The organism is Sphingomonas sp. FW306-05-A (assembly GCF_058782275.1).
On the sequence record NZ_JBYSXN010000001.1, the window covers coordinates 1,840,078 to 1,857,871 of the forward strand.

The 17,794-nt window shown below is 63.4% G+C and carries 13 protein-coding genes; 7 read left to right on the forward strand and 6 right to left on the reverse strand.

What is annotated here, in order from left to right:
- Window positions 1-75: 75 nt before the first annotated feature.
- Complete coding sequence (locus AC3WJR_RS08235) at window positions 76-522, forward strand: VOC family protein (protein WP_492723832.1); 447 nt, start codon at window positions 76-78, stop codon at window positions 520-522.
- 97 nt (window positions 523-619) lie between these two features.
- On the opposite strand, the gene AC3WJR_RS08240 is transcribed toward AC3WJR_RS08235, so the two are convergent.
- Window positions 620-2,797 carry a beta-galactosidase trimerization domain-containing protein gene (locus AC3WJR_RS08240; protein WP_492723834.1) on the reverse strand — a complete coding sequence of 726 codons (2,178 nt, stop codon included), beginning with the start codon at window positions 2,795-2,797 and terminating at the stop codon, window positions 620-622.
- Window positions 2,798-3,057: 260 nt separating this feature from the next.
- Between AC3WJR_RS08240 and AC3WJR_RS08245 the strand changes: the two genes are divergently transcribed.
- The 6 genes from AC3WJR_RS08245 (at window position 3,058) to AC3WJR_RS08270 (ending at window position 13,149) form a co-directional block, all read left to right on the forward strand.
- On the forward strand, window positions 3,058-4,188 hold the full coding sequence (locus AC3WJR_RS08245) for an FIST signal transduction protein (RefSeq protein ID WP_492723837.1): 1,131 nt from the start codon (window positions 3,058-3,060) through the stop codon (window positions 4,186-4,188).
- 92 nt (window positions 4,189-4,280) lie between these two features.
- On the forward strand, window positions 4,281-6,092 hold the full coding sequence (locus AC3WJR_RS08250) for a putative bifunctional diguanylate cyclase/phosphodiesterase (RefSeq protein ID WP_492723839.1): 1,812 nt from the start codon (window positions 4,281-4,283) through the stop codon (window positions 6,090-6,092).
- Between the two features lie 112 nt (window positions 6,093-6,204).
- Window positions 6,205-6,927 (forward strand): Crp/Fnr family transcriptional regulator, encoded by a 723-nt coding sequence (locus AC3WJR_RS08255; protein ID WP_492723841.1) that lies wholly within the window; start codon window positions 6,205-6,207, stop codon window positions 6,925-6,927.
- A gap of 531 nt (window positions 6,928-7,458) precedes the next feature.
- On the forward strand, window positions 7,459-10,455 hold the full coding sequence (locus AC3WJR_RS08260) for a TonB-dependent receptor domain-containing protein (RefSeq protein WP_492723843.1): 2,997 nt from the start codon (window positions 7,459-7,461) through the stop codon (window positions 10,453-10,455).
- Between the two features lie 400 nt (window positions 10,456-10,855).
- The gene (locus tag AC3WJR_RS08265) at window positions 10,856-11,416 is read left to right on the forward strand and encodes a gluconate 2-dehydrogenase subunit 3 family protein (RefSeq protein WP_492723847.1); all 561 of its coding nucleotides are present in this window, start codon (window positions 10,856-10,858) and stop codon (window positions 11,414-11,416) included.
- A 56-nt stretch (window positions 11,417-11,472) separates the two neighbouring features.
- Window positions 11,473-13,149 (forward strand): GMC oxidoreductase, encoded by a 1,677-nt coding sequence (locus AC3WJR_RS08270; RefSeq protein WP_492723850.1) that lies wholly within the window; start codon window positions 11,473-11,475, stop codon window positions 13,147-13,149.
- Window positions 13,150-13,271: 122 nt separating this feature from the next.
- On the opposite strand, the gene pcaF is transcribed toward AC3WJR_RS08270, so the two are convergent.
- From pcaF to AC3WJR_RS08295, 5 genes are all read right to left on the reverse strand, one after another.
- A complete protein-coding gene (gene pcaF, locus AC3WJR_RS08275) occupies window positions 13,272-14,474 on the reverse strand; it encodes a 3-oxoadipyl-CoA thiolase (RefSeq protein WP_492723852.1) in 1,203 nt (400 codons plus the stop codon).
- On the reverse strand, window positions 14,471-15,118 hold the full coding sequence (locus tag AC3WJR_RS08280; protein WP_492723855.1) for a 3-oxoacid CoA-transferase subunit B: 648 nt from the start codon (window positions 15,116-15,118) through the stop codon (window positions 14,471-14,473). Before AC3WJR_RS08280 ends, pcaF begins: the two co-directional genes overlap by 4 nt.
- Window positions 15,118-15,828: a CoA transferase subunit A gene (locus AC3WJR_RS08285; protein WP_492723857.1), complete on the reverse strand. Its 711-nt coding sequence runs from the start codon at window positions 15,826-15,828 to the stop codon at window positions 15,118-15,120. The genes AC3WJR_RS08280 and AC3WJR_RS08285 overlap by 1 nt, the downstream gene beginning before the upstream one ends.
- A gap of 170 nt (window positions 15,829-15,998) precedes the next feature.
- A complete protein-coding gene (locus AC3WJR_RS08290) occupies window positions 15,999-17,060 on the reverse strand; it encodes a HAMP domain-containing sensor histidine kinase (RefSeq protein WP_492723859.1) in 1,062 nt (353 codons plus the stop codon).
- Window positions 17,060-17,782, reverse strand: coding sequence for a response regulator (locus AC3WJR_RS08295; protein WP_492723861.1), 723 nt, complete (start codon window positions 17,780-17,782; stop codon window positions 17,060-17,062). The genes AC3WJR_RS08290 and AC3WJR_RS08295 overlap by 1 nt, the downstream gene beginning before the upstream one ends.
- Window positions 17,783-17,794 lie beyond the last annotated feature (12 nt).

The following is a 17,794-nucleotide window of genomic DNA, read 5'->3' on the forward strand; positions in this document are numbered from 1 at the left end:
ATCTGCGATCGCAACGCTGGCGATTGACCGCGAATAGGCTAGCGTGCGCATCCCCTGTCGCGGAGCGAGTCATCCATGATCCTATACCCAGTTCTGCTCACCCTCGCCGCCGCCCAACAGACCGAGGTCGCAGCGCCCGCGCAGGCCGAGCACGTTGCAATCCAGGCGACGGACATCGATCGCAGTGCGGCCTTTTATCACGAAGCGTTCGGACTGCGGATCATTTCCACACCCCTGAAGAACCGCCGGTGGCTCGACCTCGGCAACGGGATGGCGTTGCACATCCTCGACGGACGCGTCACTCCCAAGCCGTCGAACCGGAACGAACACCTCGCGCTCCACGTCAACGACCTCGCGACGGTCACGGCATGGCTGGACCGTCACAAGCTTGTTTGGACTGACCTCGCTGGTACGGCGCGCACGATGCAGAACCGTTTCGACGGCGTCCGGCAAATCTACGTGCAGGATCCCGACGGCTACTGGCTGGAAATCGGGGACTCCCGAGGCGTTCGGACGCAGTGATGCAGCGGCCGCAAAGGCGGCTGACGATTGCGTATTCGAGGTGAACCGGCTTTCCGGCTTTGTGGCAAAACCCCGCCGCGTTTGAGATCTGAGTGCATCAGATTTCGAACGCTGCGACCTCATATTCCATCAGCCCCGGGACCGTGAAGCTGAGCTGACGTCCGTCCTGTTTGAAGACCAATTCGGTATCTGCCCGCAGCAGACGAGCCCGCTGGATCCTCGTATCGATGGGTAAGGTCATGCGGACAGTCTGCGGCCCCAGGGGGTAATGTTTGCGCACCGTGTACGCGAGCGCATTGGGGTTCGTGTAATTCAGCAGGTGAACTGCGTAGCCCGGTTCGGTTTGCCACGCGAAAACCTCGATCAACCCATCGCCATCCACTACCGGCCCGATGTCGTCCCGCATGATCCACCGCACCGTATTTGCGACAAGCGTGGCAAGATCATTGTCACCGGTGCGCCAGAAACTGCCCTCTACGTCGCCCGCAAAGTGCGCCAAACGCGATTTACCCCGTTCGCGCAGGACAATGGCGGGCTTGCTGGTCCGGTCTGCGCGACTGTAGGTCTGCTCCGTCGGGTAGATCGGCCACGGATCGATCAGCGTCAGAATGGGGTCCCCACCCGCTTCGATCGGGATCGTCCAGTTCGGACCCGCAAGCCAGTTCGTATCGTCGAAACCCTTGAGGATCGCGTGGGTCGCTTCGATCCGGTGGTAGCTGGCAAAGGTCGGCGGATATGGCACCGTGTTGCCCGGCAGCGGCTCATGGGAAGAGGCCCGGTCGCCCACCCGGCGCATCCCCAGCAAGGGGCCGAGCGCGAAATCGGGTCGCATGATCCCTTTCGTATCGTAAAGCCCCGTCTCGAAGCTCGACATTAGCGAGCCCCCGTTCTCGACGAAGGCGCTGATCATCCCCAGTTGCGCGTCCGTGAGGATCGCAACGTTGGGCAGGAGGACGGCACTGTATTGCACCAGCTTGTCGCGCGTCAGGTTTTCGGCCGTCAGAACGTCAAACGGAATGCGTGCTTCCAGCAGAATCGAATACAGTCCCTGAACCGAATCCGTTGCCTCGCTGCCATCGGGTTTGGGATAGACCCGGTTCGTCAGCGGGGAGACGATCATCGCCACCTTGTGCAAAGATCGCACTGTATGGAAATGCGCGTCGTTTCTTGCCTGCCAGGCGAGGTATTCGCGACCGATCGCCTGCCAGCGGCGATCCTCCTTGAATCCCTGATGCGCGCCAAGCCAATGATAGTGGATCGCCCCGCCAGCGGCTGCAGTTTGCGCCATGCGGGTCTGGAGCTCCGCAGGGTTCTGGGTCGCGTTGCGCCACCAGATGTTGTTCCCGCGCGCCCATCCCCCGGTCAGGTTCAGGACGGTACGCTGGCCCATGACATCGCGGGCAATGCGCGCCTGCTGTGCCGAATCCCACACCGGAAGGTTGGCCCCGCGGTTCTGGTTATCGCACAGCAGGACTTCCGCGTTCTTGGTAAGCGAGGTCAGATCGAGTTCCCCGCCGCGCAGGCCACCGGTGATATTGCCGGTGTAGAAGCGGTCGCTCCGGCCGGTCTTGGCGATGCCGGTGTATAGGTTCCACAGCTTGATCGCGCGGGCCTGATAGGCACCGACATAGGCCGTGCTGTCGGCGTCCGCGACTTTCTGACAGGCAGCACACCAGCATTTGCGAACCTCTGTGTTCGGCCAGCCGTTCGTATAGAGTCCATCGACGTCGTATCGCGTGACCAGTTCGCGCATGATCGCGGGAATCTGCTGGTCGTAATACGCCGTGAACTGGCATGTCTCGCCGTAAGTGGGCGGCAGCACGCCGCCGCCTGCGCCGTGCCGGGCAATCGTGCCGTCGCGTTCGCGCCGAAACCAGTCCGGGTGCTTTTGCGCGGCCCTCAGCTGAACGATGTCGGGGCTGAACCGCCCCACAACCCGGATGTTGCGCTTGCGCAGCGCACTGACGCATTCACCGAAAAGATCGCGGCCATCGAGGCCCGCCGCCGGGTAGAAATCCGGGACCGCAGAGGGATAGAAGGACACCGAACCTGTCACGCTCAGGAAAGTGACTTGTGCCTGCGCAGCCGCCAACAGGTCGGCATAGGCTTCCACATCCATGTCGAGCGGATCGAGTTCATTGAAGTTGATGTGGAGAACGCGCTTGATGCGTTGATGCCAAGGGGCCTTCACAGCGGCAGCCTGACCAGCCGCGGGTAGCGCTAACAGCGCGGTTGCTGCTGTTCTGGTCGCGAACTCGCGACGGTTGATCGCCATGCCATCCCTCCCGGAACTTTGTTATCCCCTCAGCCTAGCTGGCTTTTCTCCACGCGAAAGACCAAATGTTTCCGCGTGTCGGTAGCGTCATCACAACGGCGCGTCTGATCGCAACCGTCGTACCGCCAACCACCTGCCATGCCCGCAGCGCTATCCCGACAAACGCTCGGACTAGGGGTTTGCCCGTAATCGCCAAATAAAGCGGCCGTAACGAATATCCCGATACGACGGAGGCTACCGCGTTCTGGGGGTCGTGAGTCATGTGGTCGAAGCGTATTAACGGAGAAGATCCCGCCGAGACGTTCCCGGCAATCCCCGATCTGGTTGTCGTCTTCGGCCCGACCGATCGTCTGGCCGACGGGGGTCTGACAGACCGGCTGATGTCCAGCTGCGGCGACGCAATCGTGATCGGCTGCAGTTCGGGAACGATGGTCGATGGCGACGGTCTGGACGATGATGCCGTCGTCTTGCTCGGCATGGGGTTCGAACGAACCAAACTCGCCCTCGCGGTCCAGCCGCTGCCTTCGGCGGACGGCTCGTTTGCAGCGGGCGCTGCCATCGGCATGGATCTGGCAGACGATAGCCTGTCCGCGATATTCGTGTTGTCCAACGGGTTGAACGTCAACGGCAGTGCGCTGGTCGCCGGCATTCGGAGCGGGACCGGTGACGCCGTTTTGCTGAGCGGCGGGCTTGCGGGCGATGGCGCACGCTTTGGCGACACGCGAATTCTGGCGGGCGGGGACTGTCTGTCCAACGCGGTGGCTGCCATCGGTTTTTACGGGGAACATGTCCGCCTTGCCCATGGCAGCGCGGGTGAATGGCAGCCGTTCGGACCGGTGCGCACGATCAGCGATGCGAACGGCGCGGAATTGTGCCGCCTCGATCATGAACCGGCGCTCGCGCTCTACGAGCGCTATCTGGGGGACGAAGCGGCGGACCTGCCGGCGTCCGGACTGTTGTATCCGCTCGAGATCTGGGATCCCGCAAAGCCCGACGACCGCGTCGTTCGGACGTTGCTCGCGATCGACCGCGACCGGGGCACGCTGACCTTTGCAGGAGACATGCCCCAGGGATGGAAAGCACGGCTGATGCGCGGCATCTTCGACGACCTGGTCGACGGGGCATCGACCGCGGCGCAGCATGCGCTCCACCAGGCCTCGACTTGGGGCGTCGCCCCCTCCGCCTGCCTGGCGATCAGCTGTGTCGGCCGCCGGTTGCTCATGGGACAGCGTACGGAGGAGGAGATTGCAGCGGTTGCGGCAGCGCTGCATCCGGATATCGCTCTGGCGGGCTTCTACTCTTATGGCGAGATCGCACCCCAGAACGTCACCGGCGTCCCGTGCCTTCATAACCAGACGATGACGATCACGTTGATCGGCGAACGCGTATGAGCCCCCCCACCTCGAACGTATCCACAATCGGGCCCCCGATCGAACCGCCCCGGCTGCACCCGATCGCGCTGAGACAGGCCCGCCGCGCCCGCATGCCGGACGGAAGCATCGACGTCGATCGCCTGTTGGCCCTGATGTCCGAAACCTACACCGAGACCGATGTCGATCGCCGGCGCACCGATCACGCCAACCGGTTGATGGCGACGGAACTGGAAGCGGCCCTGTCGGAAAGCGCGTTGCAGAACCTGCGCTTCAAGGCTGCACTGGACAACATGAACCAGGGCCTTGCACTGTTCGACGTCTTTGGGCGGCTGGTGCTGACCAATCAGCGGTTTCTCGACATTTACTGCCTCGACGACGCACCGCCGGGCAACACGGTGGATCAAGTGCTGGGCCGCAGCCCCTGCCTGTTGGTCGGAACGGCTGTCGAGCATTGTCGGCTGATCAACGAATATCGTGATGTTACATCGGTTGGCGGTGCCAAGATCGAACAACGCCTGCCGGATGGCCGGACCATCACGATCGAACGCACGCGACTGGCCGATGGCGGCTTTCTCGACACGGTTGCCGATGTGACCGAAGCGCGTAACGCATCTGCGCAGATTGCGCATCTTGCGCGACACGATGCCTTGACCAACTTGCCCAACCGAACGCTTTTGCATGAACGGCTGGCCGAGATGGTGCGTAACGCGCGCCGCGGCGATCGGTGCGCGATGCTGGGCCTGGACCTCGATCGGTTCAAGCTGGTCAACGACACGCTTGGCCATCCCGTTGGCGATGCCTTGCTGGTCGCGGTGGCCGAGCGGCTCGTCAAACTCGTGCGGCCGCATGATGTCGTCGCGCGGTTGGGGGGTGACGAATTCTCGATCCTCGTGCAGCACGTGACGTCGGATGACATGGTCGAGCAGCTGTGCCAGCGGATCATCGACACGCTGACGCAGCCATTCGAGATCGCCGGCAATCATATCCAGATCGGCGCGAGCATCGGCATCGCGCTGGTCGAGGTCGACACGATCGATCCCGATACGTTGCTGCGTGACGCCGACCTAGCGCTCTACCGTGCGAAGCGCGGAGGGCGCGGAAGCTATCGCTTCTACACGCCTGACATGCACGTCTTTGCGACCCGGCGACGCCAACTTGAGATCGAATTGCGCCAGGCGTTGTCGTCCAACCAATTCGAAGTCCATTACCAGCCGCAGGTCGACATCACGACGCATACGGTCATCGGCTTCGAAGCCCTCGCGCGCTGGTATCATCCCGAACGCGGGGTCGTTCCGCCGGGCGACTTTATCGGGGTGTGCGAGGAAATCGGCCTTATCGGCGCCGTCGGCGAACTCGTCCTGAAACAATCGTGCCGCGACGCTGCGCTTTGGCCGAAAAGCATCAAGATCGCGGTGAACCTGTCCCCGCTCCAGTTCAAGTCGGGCACCCTGCCCGCAATCGTTTCGCAAGCCCTGTCCGAAAGCGGTCTTGATCCAAAGCGGCTCGAGCTCGAGATCACCGAAGGTGCCATGCTCGAGGACACGGCCAGTGTGATCGAGCAATTGCAGCGATTAAAGGAACAAGGCGTGCTTATCTCGCTCGATGATTTCGGCACCGGCTACTCGTCGCTGAGCCACATCCGCAATTTCCCGTTCGACCGCGTCAAGATCGACCAATCGTTCGTTCGCGACCTCGGCACCAACAATGACAGCCTTGCCATCGTTCGCGCGGTGACGGGATTGTGCGGCAGCCTCGGGATCATGTCGATCGCGGAAGGGGTCGAGACGCTTGACCAGTTGAACATCCTGATCGCCGAAAAATGCGACAGCGCGCAGGGGTATTTTTACAGCCGCCCCGTCCCGCTTGCCGAAACTCTCCCCTTCATCTCACGCATGCTCGAACCCCAGCCAAAGGCGGCCTAGCAAAAGGTGCGCGCAAACGGGGTGATGCCAGGTTCCGCCCGCACCGGTCGGTTCTATTTCGCGCAAACACCGGGTAGAGGACCCTCCCGCACGATGGCAAAGGGAGGGCGGCTTGCGCACTTTTATCGACCGATTACTGGTTCGTTCCGATTTGACGGAAGGTGAACAGCTTGCGTTGCTGGGGCTCCACACGCGCGAAGCGGTCATCCCCGCAGGCCGGGATCTGCGCCGATACGGCGAACAGTCCGACTATGCTGCGATCATCTCTGCAGGGGTGGTCGGTCGCTATCACCAGGCGAGGGACGGACGCCGGAATTTCGTTGCCATGCACCTTCCGGGCGACATGGCGGACCTGTGCACCACCGTTCTGAAGGACGTGTCGTTCGGGCTCGAGGCGATGACCGACGTCACGGTCGAACTGGTTTCCAAAGCGGACTTGCTCGCCCTCGCCCATCTCCATGCGGCAATATCCCAGGCCTTCTGGCGCGATTGTGTTTCAGACACGCTGTTGATCGCCCAGCACGTCGTCCGGGTCGCCGGGTTATCCGCCCGTCAGAAAATTGCCCATCTGCTGTGCGAGATGGCGTACCGGTTGAGCGTATCGGACCATCAACCCCGGCTGAAATTCAACCTGGGTCTGACGCAATCCCAGTTGGGGGACTTCCTCGGGCTGACCGCCGTTCACGTGAATCGCATGGTCCGGGAAATTCGCGACATCGGACTGGCGGTCGTCGACCGGAGGTCTGTCTCGATCGATGACTGGGCCGGCCTGAAGCGGCAGGGCGACTTCGATCCGAAATATCTTTCCATTCCGCACGCCAGCGAACAGATCTGACGGTCCAAGGCAGGCGCTCGTTCGCGACGAAGCCACCGCCGTCGCTCTGACGCTTCACTCAAATCGGCGTCAGGCTTGGTGCCCGGGCAAACTAAAGAATGGCCCAAAGCTGAAATGGTCGCCCCGGCAGTTTGGCTCTAGGCATACCTTTAGAGAACCAACGCGGTACAGTCAACGTCTCCCTTCCCGGTTTCCGCGAACCCGACGATGGAATGCCCGTCCCGCTGCCGTCGCAGTCCGACGCATCTCAACTCGGTGGCCGAAAACACTGCAAAGCAGGCGTTACTGCCGTGGAGGTGCGCTTCGCAAAATCCGCACGGCGCATCTTGCGGTCGTAGTGTGTAAACGTGCCTCCAGGGCATGCCGCCTTGAGCATCGTACGCCCGTTCCTACATTACAACATTTTGGTAATGTTTTGGTATTTCCAGTTCGCAATATTGCTGGTACCAGCCCGGTATGTTGCTGAGCGTGAGCGCACGCCATCTGGATGAGGTTGCTATGATTGTACGGAACGTTGCGTCGCAAGCTGTATTGGCTGCCGTTTTCCTGTTGAATGCGGCACCCGCCGCTGCGCAGGAAACACCCGAACAGGCCAAGACCGAGGCCGACGCCGCCACGGCGACCGTCGCAGCAGAACCCGATCCGCAAGCGGATGCATCGATCGTCGTGACGGGGTCGCGGATCCAGCGCCCGAACACGACCTCCGCCGCCCCGATCACGTCGGTGACCGCGCAGGACATCAAGGCGCAGGCCGCGATCAACGTCGAGGACGTGCTCAACCGGCTCCCGCAGGTCGCGCCGGATAGCCAGCAGACCTATAACGATTCGGATGGCCGCCAGCGGATCAAACTGCGCAGTCTCGGGTTCGAACGCACGCTGGTGCTGATCGACGGCAAGCGCATCGGCACGCAAAACGGCCAGGACGTCGGGATCATCCCGCCGTCGCTGCTCGAGCGGGTCGACGTCCTGACGGGCGGTGCCTCGTCGGTCTATGGTTCCGATGCGGTCGCGGGTGTCGTCAACTTCGTCCTGAAGAAGGATTTCGAAGGGATCCAGCTCGACGGCAACTACAATTTCTACAACCACAACAACAAGGACACGGTCGTGTCGTCGCTGGCGAATGGCGCCGGTTTCGGCAGCAAGCGCGGGCTGAGCAATGACGGTGGCCGCGCCGACGTGACGCTCACCGCGGGCAAGAAGTTCTTCGACGGCGCGCTGCGGCTCAACGGGTTCGTCAATTACAAGCACACCGACGCGATCCTGCTGTCGGATCGCTCGAACTCGGGCTGCTATCTGACGCAGACCGGCCTCAACGCACCCTTGTCGTGCGGGCTGACGCCGAGCAGCTCGACCAGCGGCCTGGTCACGCCGCTCAGCGGCGCGAACGCCAACGCGCAATATGTGAACAACCCCAACGGCTCGCGGACCTTCGTTCCGTTCGGACCGGGTGCCGGGAACGCGTCGAACTATTTCAGCAACTACGCTTATCAGCGCCCCTCCGAGCGCGTGAACGCCGGTGGTTTCGCCAGCCTCGACATCTCGCCCAACGCCGAACTCTACGCATCGGGCATCTGGTTCCGCGACAAGTCGTACAACAATTACCCGGCGATCGCCGGGGGCAACGTCCAGGTGAATTGCAACAATCCGTTCCTGTCCGCGAGCCAGGCCACCGCGATCTGCGGTGCTGCCGCCGGAACCGCGACTACCGCACCAATCGATCTTCGCTACCGTCTGGGCGAAGGCAACGACCAGCCCGACGCCTATCTCAACACCGGCGTCCGCCTCACCGGCGGCGTGCGCGGCAAGGTCGGCGATGCGTGGACGTATGACGTCGGCGGCGTCTACGCGCGCAACCATCAGGATTATTCGCCAAGCTTCGTCGATCCGACGCGGTTGCAGAATGCGATCAACGTCGGCGGGACCCGCGCTGCACCGACCTGCGCTGCGACGGCCGACGCGGCGTGCGTTCCCTTCGACGCCTTCAGCGCGGGCAACAGCGATCCGGCGCTGATCGACTATCTCTATAATCAGGGCACTGCGGTCACCGTCGGCACGCTGTACGACGTCCAGGCCAACGTGACCGGCGACCTCGGGAAGTACGGCATCACATCGCCGTTCGCGGAGCAGGGTCTGGCGGTCGCACTGGGTGCGGAATATCGCAAGGATACGCTCAAATCGCGGGCGGACAGCGTGTATCGCGCCGGCCTTGGCGGAACCGACAACTTCCTCAGCCAGGATGTCTGGGAAGGCAATATCGAGGTCCAGGCACCGCTCGTTCAGCACAAGCCGTTCGTCGAGCAACTGCAGGTAAACGGCGGCTACCGCCTGTCGAAATACAGCAGCAACCCCAGCACCTTCAACACCTGGAAGGTCGAGGGCATCTACGCCCCGATCCGCGACCTGACGTTCCGCGCCTCGTTCAACAAGGCACAGCGCGCACCGACGGTGGTGGAAATCCGCCAGGCGACCAATGTCGAGTTCGCGCGCGGCGGATCGGGCACGTTCAACGATTTCTGCGCGCCGACCGTCACTAGCAACCCCAATGGCGGCGTGACGTACGGGTCGCCGGTCGCATCGCGCGATGTCTGCCGCGCGACGGGCCTGTCGGACGCTCTGTACGGCAGCCCGACGCTGCTCTGCCCGGGCGACGCCTCTACCGGCGCAACCGGGTGCACCGTGCGCTCGGGCGGGTTCACCGCCGATCCCGAGACCGCCTACACCCAGACTTACGGCCTGATCATCAAGCCGCGCTTCGTGCCGGGGCTGTTCTTCTCGGTCGATCGCTACCGGATCAAGATCAACAACTCGCTCGGGTACAACGATTTCAGCTATTACACCGATGGCTGCCAGCGTTCGAACGGCGATGCGTTCTTCTGCCAGGGGATCGTGCGCAACCCTGGCACGGGTACGTTGTATTCGTCGGCGGCCAGCAACCCGACGACGGGCTTCATTCGTCAGGGCACGACCAACTTCTACACGTCGATCGCGCGCGGCTATGATTTCCAGACGCAATACACGCTCAACCTCGACAAGCTCGGCAAGATCGACTGGAATTTCAACGGCTCGCTGACGACCTTTGCCGGTGGCCAGGATTCGCCGGTGCAGCCGTCGCGCAATTGTGCGGGCTATTATGGCAATGGTTGCGGCCAGTTGATCCCGAAGTGGTCGCATGGCCTGCGTGCAACCTACACCACGATGAGCAAGGTGTTCAGCGCCTCGGCCAACTGGCGCTATGTCGGGTCGCTGACCAACGCCGACAATTCGGGCGATCCCGCAATCGGCGGCACGCCGGAGCGCGCGCGGACGGGCTATTTCCGGGTCGCGCCGCAGAACTACTTCGATCTGGCGCTCAACTTCGCGGTCAACAAGGCATTCTCGCTGCGGCTAATCGCGAACAATCTGCTCGATCGCAGCGCGCCGATCGTGCCGGACTCGTACAACGTCGCGCTCGCCCGCACGAACACGATCCCGCAGCGGTATGACTCCCTGGGCCGTAACCTGTCCGTGGGCGCGACCGTCCGGTTCTGATCCGCTCGCCGTATGTGTGCCGCTACGTCCCGACGTACGGCACATTCGGCCAAGCCCTTACCGCTCCCTGGACCGAGCGCACGCTCGGTCCACAGGCTCGTCTAGCCGGCGGGAACGCAACCATAGCAGCGCAGTCTCGCTTTCAACTGCCCGCACGTGCCCGTCCGCCTAGCGCCCCGTAGCGGCAGGATCGAGCCCCCCGACGACCGGTCAGCATGTCATCCGCATTGACTATCGGGCTAACGCATGACTAACTCCCGCCATAAAAACAAAATGGCTAGGAGAGGCGAATGACCATTGGTCATCAGTTCGACACAGCATCGCATAGCAGAGTGTTAACGTTAACTGGGCGTGAGCCGGCATTCGCCCGCGCGGTCCCCCTGACCGGCCGGGGTGCCGCATGATGATCGACCGCAGGGCTGCGCTCGTCGGTCTGGTGGGAGTCTTCGGGGCAAATCTGTTCGCGCCGCTCGCCCGCGCCGTCGGCTATCAGCCAAATCCCGCCATCAACACCGGCGCACCCGCCGTGGTCTTCACGCCGGCGCAACGCGCGCTGGTCGCCGCGCTCAGCGAGCGCGTGCTGCCGACCACCGACACGCCCGGCGCGATCGCGGCGGGGGTGCCCGAATATATCGAGCATATGCTTGGCGACTGGGCGGTCAATGACGACCGAGCGACGATCCTCGACGGCCTCGCCGCGATCGATGCCCGCAGTATCGCCGATTACGGCAAGCCTGCGCTCAAGGCCTCGGCGGCGCAGCAGGATGCGCTGCTGACGCTCTCGATGAAGGGTGCCCTGCCCGGCGCGCCGGCGTTCTTCGAGCCGTTCCGCCAGCTCGTGATCACCGGCTACTACACGTCCGAGGTCGGCATCACCCAGGAGCGGCATTACCTGCCCGTGCCCGGTGATTACGACGGCGCGTATCCCTACGCGAAGGTCAAGCGCATCTTCTCGGCCTGACCGCGCGGTTCGCGCACCCTCCCCTATCCCCCTCTTCGATCCGGTGGACAATCATCATGGCAGCAACAGATCGCTACGACGCAATCGTCATCGGCTCCGGCATCAGCGGCGGCTGGGCCGCGAAGGAACTGACCGAAAAAGGGCTGCGCGTCCTGATGATCGATCGCGGCCGGATGGTCGAGCATGGCGAGGATTATCCGTATGACGGCAAGTCCGCCTACGACATCCCTGCACGCGACCGGATGCCCGCCGCGCTCGCCAAGAGTGACTATTTTGCGCTCAACGGCTGGGTCCAGCCCAGTACGCAGCCGTTCTTCATCAACGACCGGCTCAATCCCTACGATTACGATGCCCCCAACAAGTTCAACTGGGTGCGCCCGTCGGTGGTCGGCGGCAAGTCGCTGACTTGGGGGCGGTGGAGCTTCCGCTGGGGCCCGAACGACTTCGAGGCGAACAAGCGCGAGGGCGTCGGCACCGACTGGCCGATCCGCTACGAGGACGTCGCGCCGTGGTACACCTATGTCGAGAAGTACATCGGCGTCTCGGGCGGGCGGGAGAACCTGCCCTATCTACCCGACAGCGAATTCATGCCGCCGATGCCGATGAACATCGCCGAGAAGTGGCTCAAGACCCGGCTCGAAAATGAATTCCCCGGCCGCAAGCTGATCAACGCGCGCCTCAGCAACATCACCGAGGACAAGCCCGAGCAGAACCGCTCGCGCTGCCAGAAGCGCGCGCAATGCCATCGCGGGTGCAGTTTCGGTGCCTATTTCTCGACGCAGGCGGTGACGCTGCCCGCCGCCCGCGCGACGGGGAAGCTGACGCTCCGTTCGGACAGTTGGGTGACCAATCTCGAATATGATCCGGCGCGCAAGCGCGTCACCGGCGTGCGGCTGGTCGACGGCAATACCGGGGTGGCGGAAGTGATCCCGGCGCGGATCGTGTTCCTGTGCGCCTCGGCGATGAGCTCCCTCCACATCCTGCTCAACTCGCGGCCCGCCGACAGCCAGCGGAGCTATTTCCATTCCAACGGAGCGCTGGGCAGCGCGGTGATGGATCACATTTTCCGCGTGAACGTGTCGGGCGAGATTCCCGGCATGACCGACTATGTGGAATATGGCCGGCGACCGGGCGGGGTCTACGTACCGCGTTTCCGCAACCTCGCCGACGAGGATCTGCCGTTCAAGCGCGGCTATGGCTATCAGGGCGGCGCAGGCCGGCAAGCCGCCGCCCCCGAAGGCTTCGGCGCAGCGATGAAGCACGGCATGCGCGAATATGGCCCGTGGCGCTTCCAGATGGGCGCGTTTGGCGAATGCCTCCCCTATGACGACAATCGCGTCACGCTCAACCATAACAAGGTCGACCGCTTCGGCACGCCGCTGCTGCGCTTCGACGTCCGGTTCCGTGACAACGAAATCAAGATGATGGACGATGCGCAGGAGCAGGGGATGATCATGCTGCGCAAGGCAGGCCTGACCAACGTCACCAGCTATCGCGGCAAGCATGTCCCCGGCGAGGCGATCCACGAGATGGGCGGCGCACGGATGGGCCACGACCCCGCGACGTCGGTGCTCAACAAGTGGAACCAGGCGCATGACGCACCCAACCTGTTCGTGACCGACGGATCGCAGATGGCCTCGGTGTCCTGCGTCAACCCGTCGCTGACCTTCATGGCGATCACGGCGCGCGCCGCGGATCAGGCGTTCAAACAGATGCAGGCCGGCGTGATCTGACGGAATGACACAGCGAGCGCGGGCGACCCCAGGTCGCCCGTCGTCTCAACTCATGCCTTACGAAAAAGACATATCTTTCTTAGCCTTGGTCGTAGATGCTGTCTGGCGATCCCAAGTCTGAGTCAGACACGCTCGACGAGCAAAGCGATCCCCTGCCCCACGCCGATGCACATGAACGCCAAGGCATAGCGCCCTTTGGTACGCTGCAGTTCCTCGACCGCCGACATCGTGATCCGAGCGCCCGACATGCCGAGCGGATGTCCCAAAGCGATCGCGCCACCGTTCGGATTGACGCGCGGGTCTGCCGGATCGACGCCAAGGTCACGCAGCGTCGCGATCGCCTGGGCGGCAAAGGCTTCGTTCAATTCGATGACGTCGATCTGATCGAGCCCGACGCCCGTGCGCGCCGTCAGCCGACGCGCAGCCTCGATCGGCCCTATGCCCATGACCCGGGGCGCCACACCATGCGCCGCCATCCCGATTACGCGCGCGCGAGGCACCAGTCCGTGCCGTGTTGCTGCCGCTTCGGAAGCCACCAGCATTGCGGCCGCGCCGTCGTTGAGCCCCGAAGCGTTCCCCGCGGTAACGGTTCCGTCGGGACGGACGACCGGGCGCAGTTTTGCCAACGCTTCTAGACTGGTAGCGCGCGGATGTTCGTCGGCTTCGAAGACGATCGGGTCGCCCTTGCGTTGCGCGATGGTGACCGGGACGATCTCCGCGGCAAGACGGCCGTTCCGCTGCGCGGCGGCCGTCTTCTGCTGGCTGGCGAAAGCAAAAGCATCCTGATCCTCACGACTCACGCGCCACTCAGCCGCGACGTTCTCCGCGGTCTGCGGCATCGTATCCACGCCGTACTTGGCCTGCATCGCCGGGTTGACGAAGCGCCAGCCCAGCGTCGTATCCTCGATCTTCTGCGATCGATCGAAACCGCTGCCCGCCTTGCCCATCACATAGGGCGCTCGCGTCATGCTCTCGACCCCGCCTGCGATCATCAGGTCGGCATCGCCGCTGCGGATCGCCCGCGCCGCCGATCCTATCGCGTCTAGGCCGGAGCCACACAGCCGGTTGATCGTCGATGCCGAGACCTGTTCGGGAAGCCCCGCAAGCAGCACCGCCATCCGGGCGACGTTGCGATTGTCTTCCCCCGCCTGGTTCGCACAGCCGAGGATCGCGTCGTCGACCGCATGCCAGTCGACGTGCGGATTGCGCGCCATCAGCGCCCGGATCGGGATCGCGGCAAGATCGTCCGCCCGCACGCTCGACAAGGCACCGTTGAGCCGACCGATCGGGGTGCGGATCGCGTCGCAGATGAAGGCGTCGGTCATGCCATGAGCTCCTGTGCTACCGTGAGGGGTGCGCCCGTCCTTGCGCGAATGTCATCGATGCTCGTCCCGGGGGAACATTCGATCAACCGAAGGCCGGGCTTGTCACAAGCGATGACCGCGAGATTAGTGATGATCAGGTCGACGCACGCCTTGCCGGTCAGCGGCAAGCTGCATTCGGGCAGGATCTTGGGCGTGCCGTTCTTGCTGACATGATCCATCGCCACGACCACCCGCTTCACCCCCGCGACCAGATCCATCGCGCCGCCCATTCCCTTCACCATCTTGCCGGGGATCGTCCAGTTGGCGATGTCGCCGTCAGCAGAAACTTCCATCGCGCCGAGGACCGTAAGGTCGATATGGCCCCCGCGGATCATCGCGAAGCTGTCGGCCGAGGAGAAGAAGCTCGACGTGGGAAGCTGGGTGATCGTCTGCTTGCCGGCGTTGATGAGATCGGGGTCCGCTTCCCCTTCAAACGGAAACGGCCCCATGCCGAGCATCCCGTTTTCCGACTGGAGCGTCACGTCGATCCCGTCGGGAATATAGTTCGCGACGAGCGTCGGAATACCGATCCCCAGATTGACGTAAAAGCCGTCCTCGAGTTCTGCCGCCGCGCGCGCGGCCATCTGTTCACGAGTCCAGGGCATCAGACAGTCTCCCTTGCGCGGGTCGTAAGTTTCTCGATCCGCTTCTCGTTGATGGTGCTGAGCACGACCCGGTCGACGTAGATGCCGGGCGTATGGATGCAGTCCGGGTCGAACGTGCCCGCGGGGACGATCTCCTCAACCTCAACGACCGTCACCTTTCCCGCCGTCGCCATATTGGGGTTGAAATTGCGCGCGGTCTTGCGGAACATCAGGTTACCGGCCGGATCGGCGCGCCACGCCTTGATGATCGACAGATCCGCGCGCAGCCAGGTTTCACGGACATAGGCCTCCCCGTCGAACGTCTCCACGGGCTTGCCCTCGGCGACGACGGTGCCGACGCCTGTCTTGGTAAAGAAGGCAGGGATGCCAGCACCGCCCGCACGGATCCGTTCCGCCAGCGTGCCCTGCGGGGTCAATTCGAGCGCGAGGTCACCCGACAGATATTGCTGCTCGAACAGCTTGTTCTCGCCGACATAGCTTGAGATCATCTTGGCTATCTGCCGACTTTCCAGCAGCATCCACAGCCCGAACCCGTCTGCCCCGGCATTGTTCGAGATTACCGTCAGCCCGCCGACCCCGCTGGCGCGAATTTCGGGAATCAGGCTTTCCGGATTGCCGGACAGACCAAAGCCGCCCGACATGATCGTCATGCCATCTACCAGCAGTCCGTCCAGCGCAGCCGCTGGCGTCTCGAAAATCTTGCCAGACATACCGTCTCCCTTGTTCGTTGATCGAACTGAACGTTCGACCCGTGAATTGCGTTTCGGTTCTGCACGGGCAAGCCGTTTCGGTGGCGTTGCACGCTCAATCCACCCGCCATCGCGCCAGACGGTGCCTGATCCGCTGGATGTGCGGGCTTACCGATCGCGCAGACTTTGCGTCACGCGCTTGGCATGCCCCGTGGCAACGAGATCACCACCCTCAGCCCGCCACCGACACCAGCCATTGCCCGGATCGACCCGCCGTGCCGTTCGACCGCATACTTTGCGATGGCAAGCCCAAGCCCGAAACCAGTGACTTCGACACCGTCGGTATCGACGCGTTTGAACGGTTCGAAGATGTCGGCTTCCATTCCGACCGGAACACCCGCGCCGCGGTCCTGGATCGACACGACGGCACATTCACCGTTCACGTCTGCCGTCACGTCGACAGACGTATTGGGCGGCGAAAACTTGATGGCATTCCGGATCACGTTTTCAAACGCCCGGTAGAGGAGATCGCCGTTACCCAGAGTGACGAACGGTGCCGCGGGAGAATATCGTATCGTGCACCCCTTCGCCCGGCCCTCGAAATTGGCATCGTCGACGATCGCGGTCAGCAGGTCGATGAGGTCGACCGGGCTGACGCCGAAGTCCGCCGAACTCGATTTGAGACGTGCCAACGTCAGCAGTTCCTCGATCAGGCTGTTCAGTCGCTCCGCCTCGCGCTCCACGCGCAACAGCATGTCCGGGATCTTCTCCGGGGATTGGCGCAACAGGCCGATCGCCAGTTGCAGCCGCGACAAGGGCGATCGCAACTCATGCGAAACGTCGTGAAACAGCCGCTCCTGCGTCTGGAGCAGGTGCTGAAGTTGCGCGGCCATCCCGTCGAAGTCGCGGGTCAGATCGGCGATCTCGTCACGGCGCGTACCGACCAAGGGATGGACCCGGGTCGCCAGCTGGCCGTCCGCGATCGCGCGGAACCCGCGGCTCAGATGCGTGATCGGGCGGGCGAGATACCACGCCAGTCCGGCACTGAAGAACAGGCTGACGACCGTGCCGATCATCAGCGGCATAGTGCGGTTGAACGGCAGCGCGTCGAGCACGGCCCGCTCCGCCGCATCCGGCCTGGTGAACGCGAACAGACCCGCACCGATCAGGAACGACGTGCCGCTCGCAAGCAGGAACGCGACGAACAGTTTCCAGAACAGCCGACCAGGACGGCGCGGGGCGAACGGTGTCATCACTCGCACGCCAGCTGATAGCCCTGCCCACGGATGCCCAGGATCCACGGCTGGCCATCGGGACGCGGCCCGAGCTTCTGGCGGATGCTACTGATGTGGACGTCGATCCGTCGATCATAGGCGGTGAGCGCCCGCCCCAGCGCGTTGCGCGACAATTGCTCCTTGCCGACGATATGCCCCGCGTTGCGCGCCAGTTCCTCGAGCAGGCTGAACTCGGTACCCGTCAGATCCAGTGCAGCGCCATACCACTCCGCGCGCCGCTTGCCGGGCAACACCGTAAGCGGGCCAGCGACGATCGGATCGGCCGGGCCATTGTCGCGGTTGCTGGAGACCCGCCGCAGGATCGCGCGCATCCGCGCCACCAGTTCTCCCGCCGAACACGGCTTGGGCACATAATCGTCCGCGCCGAGATCGAGCCCGGAGATGCGATCGATATCGTCGCCCCGCGCGGTCAGCAACAGCACCGGTACATCGCTGGTCCGCCGGATCCGCCGCAAGACCTCGATCCCCGACAGGCGCGGCAACATCACGTCGAGCACTACCAGATCGTAGCGCCCCGACAGCGCTTCGGTCTCACCGCTCTGTCCGTCATGCACGGCGAACGCGCCGAGACCCTCGCCTGCGAGATATTCGGCCAGCATCGCGGTCAGTTCGCGATCGTCGTCGATGAGCAGGATCTTGGTCATTTTCTCCGGTCGGCGCGTGTCGGGTTGCACTGTCATGCCTGGTAAAGC

What these genes read in the sequence shown, in the direction of transcription:
- AC3WJR_RS08280 (WP_492723855.1), bottom strand. Translation starts at nt 15,118, where the DNA reads ATGCCCTGGACTCGTGAACAGATGGCCGCGCGCGCGGCGGCAGAACTC.
- AC3WJR_RS08245 (WP_492723837.1), top strand. Translation starts at nt 3,058, where the DNA reads ATGTGGTCGAAGCGTATTAACGGAGAAGATCCCGCCGAGACGTTCCCG.
- AC3WJR_RS08285 (WP_492723857.1), bottom strand. Translation starts at nt 15,828, where the DNA reads ATGTCTGGCAAGATTTTCGAGACGCCAGCGGCTGCGCTGGACGGACTG.
- AC3WJR_RS08295 (WP_492723861.1), bottom strand. Translation starts at nt 17,782, where the DNA reads ATGACAGTGCAACCCGACACGCGCCGACCGGAGAAAATGACCAAGATC.
- AC3WJR_RS08250 (WP_492723839.1), top strand. Translation starts at nt 4,281, where the DNA reads ATGCCGGACGGAAGCATCGACGTCGATCGCCTGTTGGCCCTGATGTCC.
- AC3WJR_RS08270 (WP_492723850.1), top strand. Translation starts at nt 11,473, where the DNA reads ATGGCAGCAACAGATCGCTACGACGCAATCGTCATCGGCTCCGGCATC.
- AC3WJR_RS08290 (WP_492723859.1), bottom strand. Translation starts at nt 17,060, where the DNA reads ATGACACCGTTCGCCCCGCGCCGTCCTGGTCGGCTGTTCTGGAAACTG.
- AC3WJR_RS08265 (WP_492723847.1), top strand. Translation starts at nt 10,856, where the DNA reads ATGATGATCGACCGCAGGGCTGCGCTCGTCGGTCTGGTGGGAGTCTTC.
- pcaF (WP_492723852.1), bottom strand. Translation starts at nt 14,474, where the DNA reads ATGACCGACGCCTTCATCTGCGACGCGATCCGCACCCCGATCGGTCGG.
- AC3WJR_RS08240 (WP_492723834.1), bottom strand. Translation starts at nt 2,797, where the DNA reads ATGGCGATCAACCGTCGCGAGTTCGCGACCAGAACAGCAGCAACCGCG.
- AC3WJR_RS08235 (WP_492723832.1), top strand. Translation starts at nt 76, where the DNA reads ATGATCCTATACCCAGTTCTGCTCACCCTCGCCGCCGCCCAACAGACC.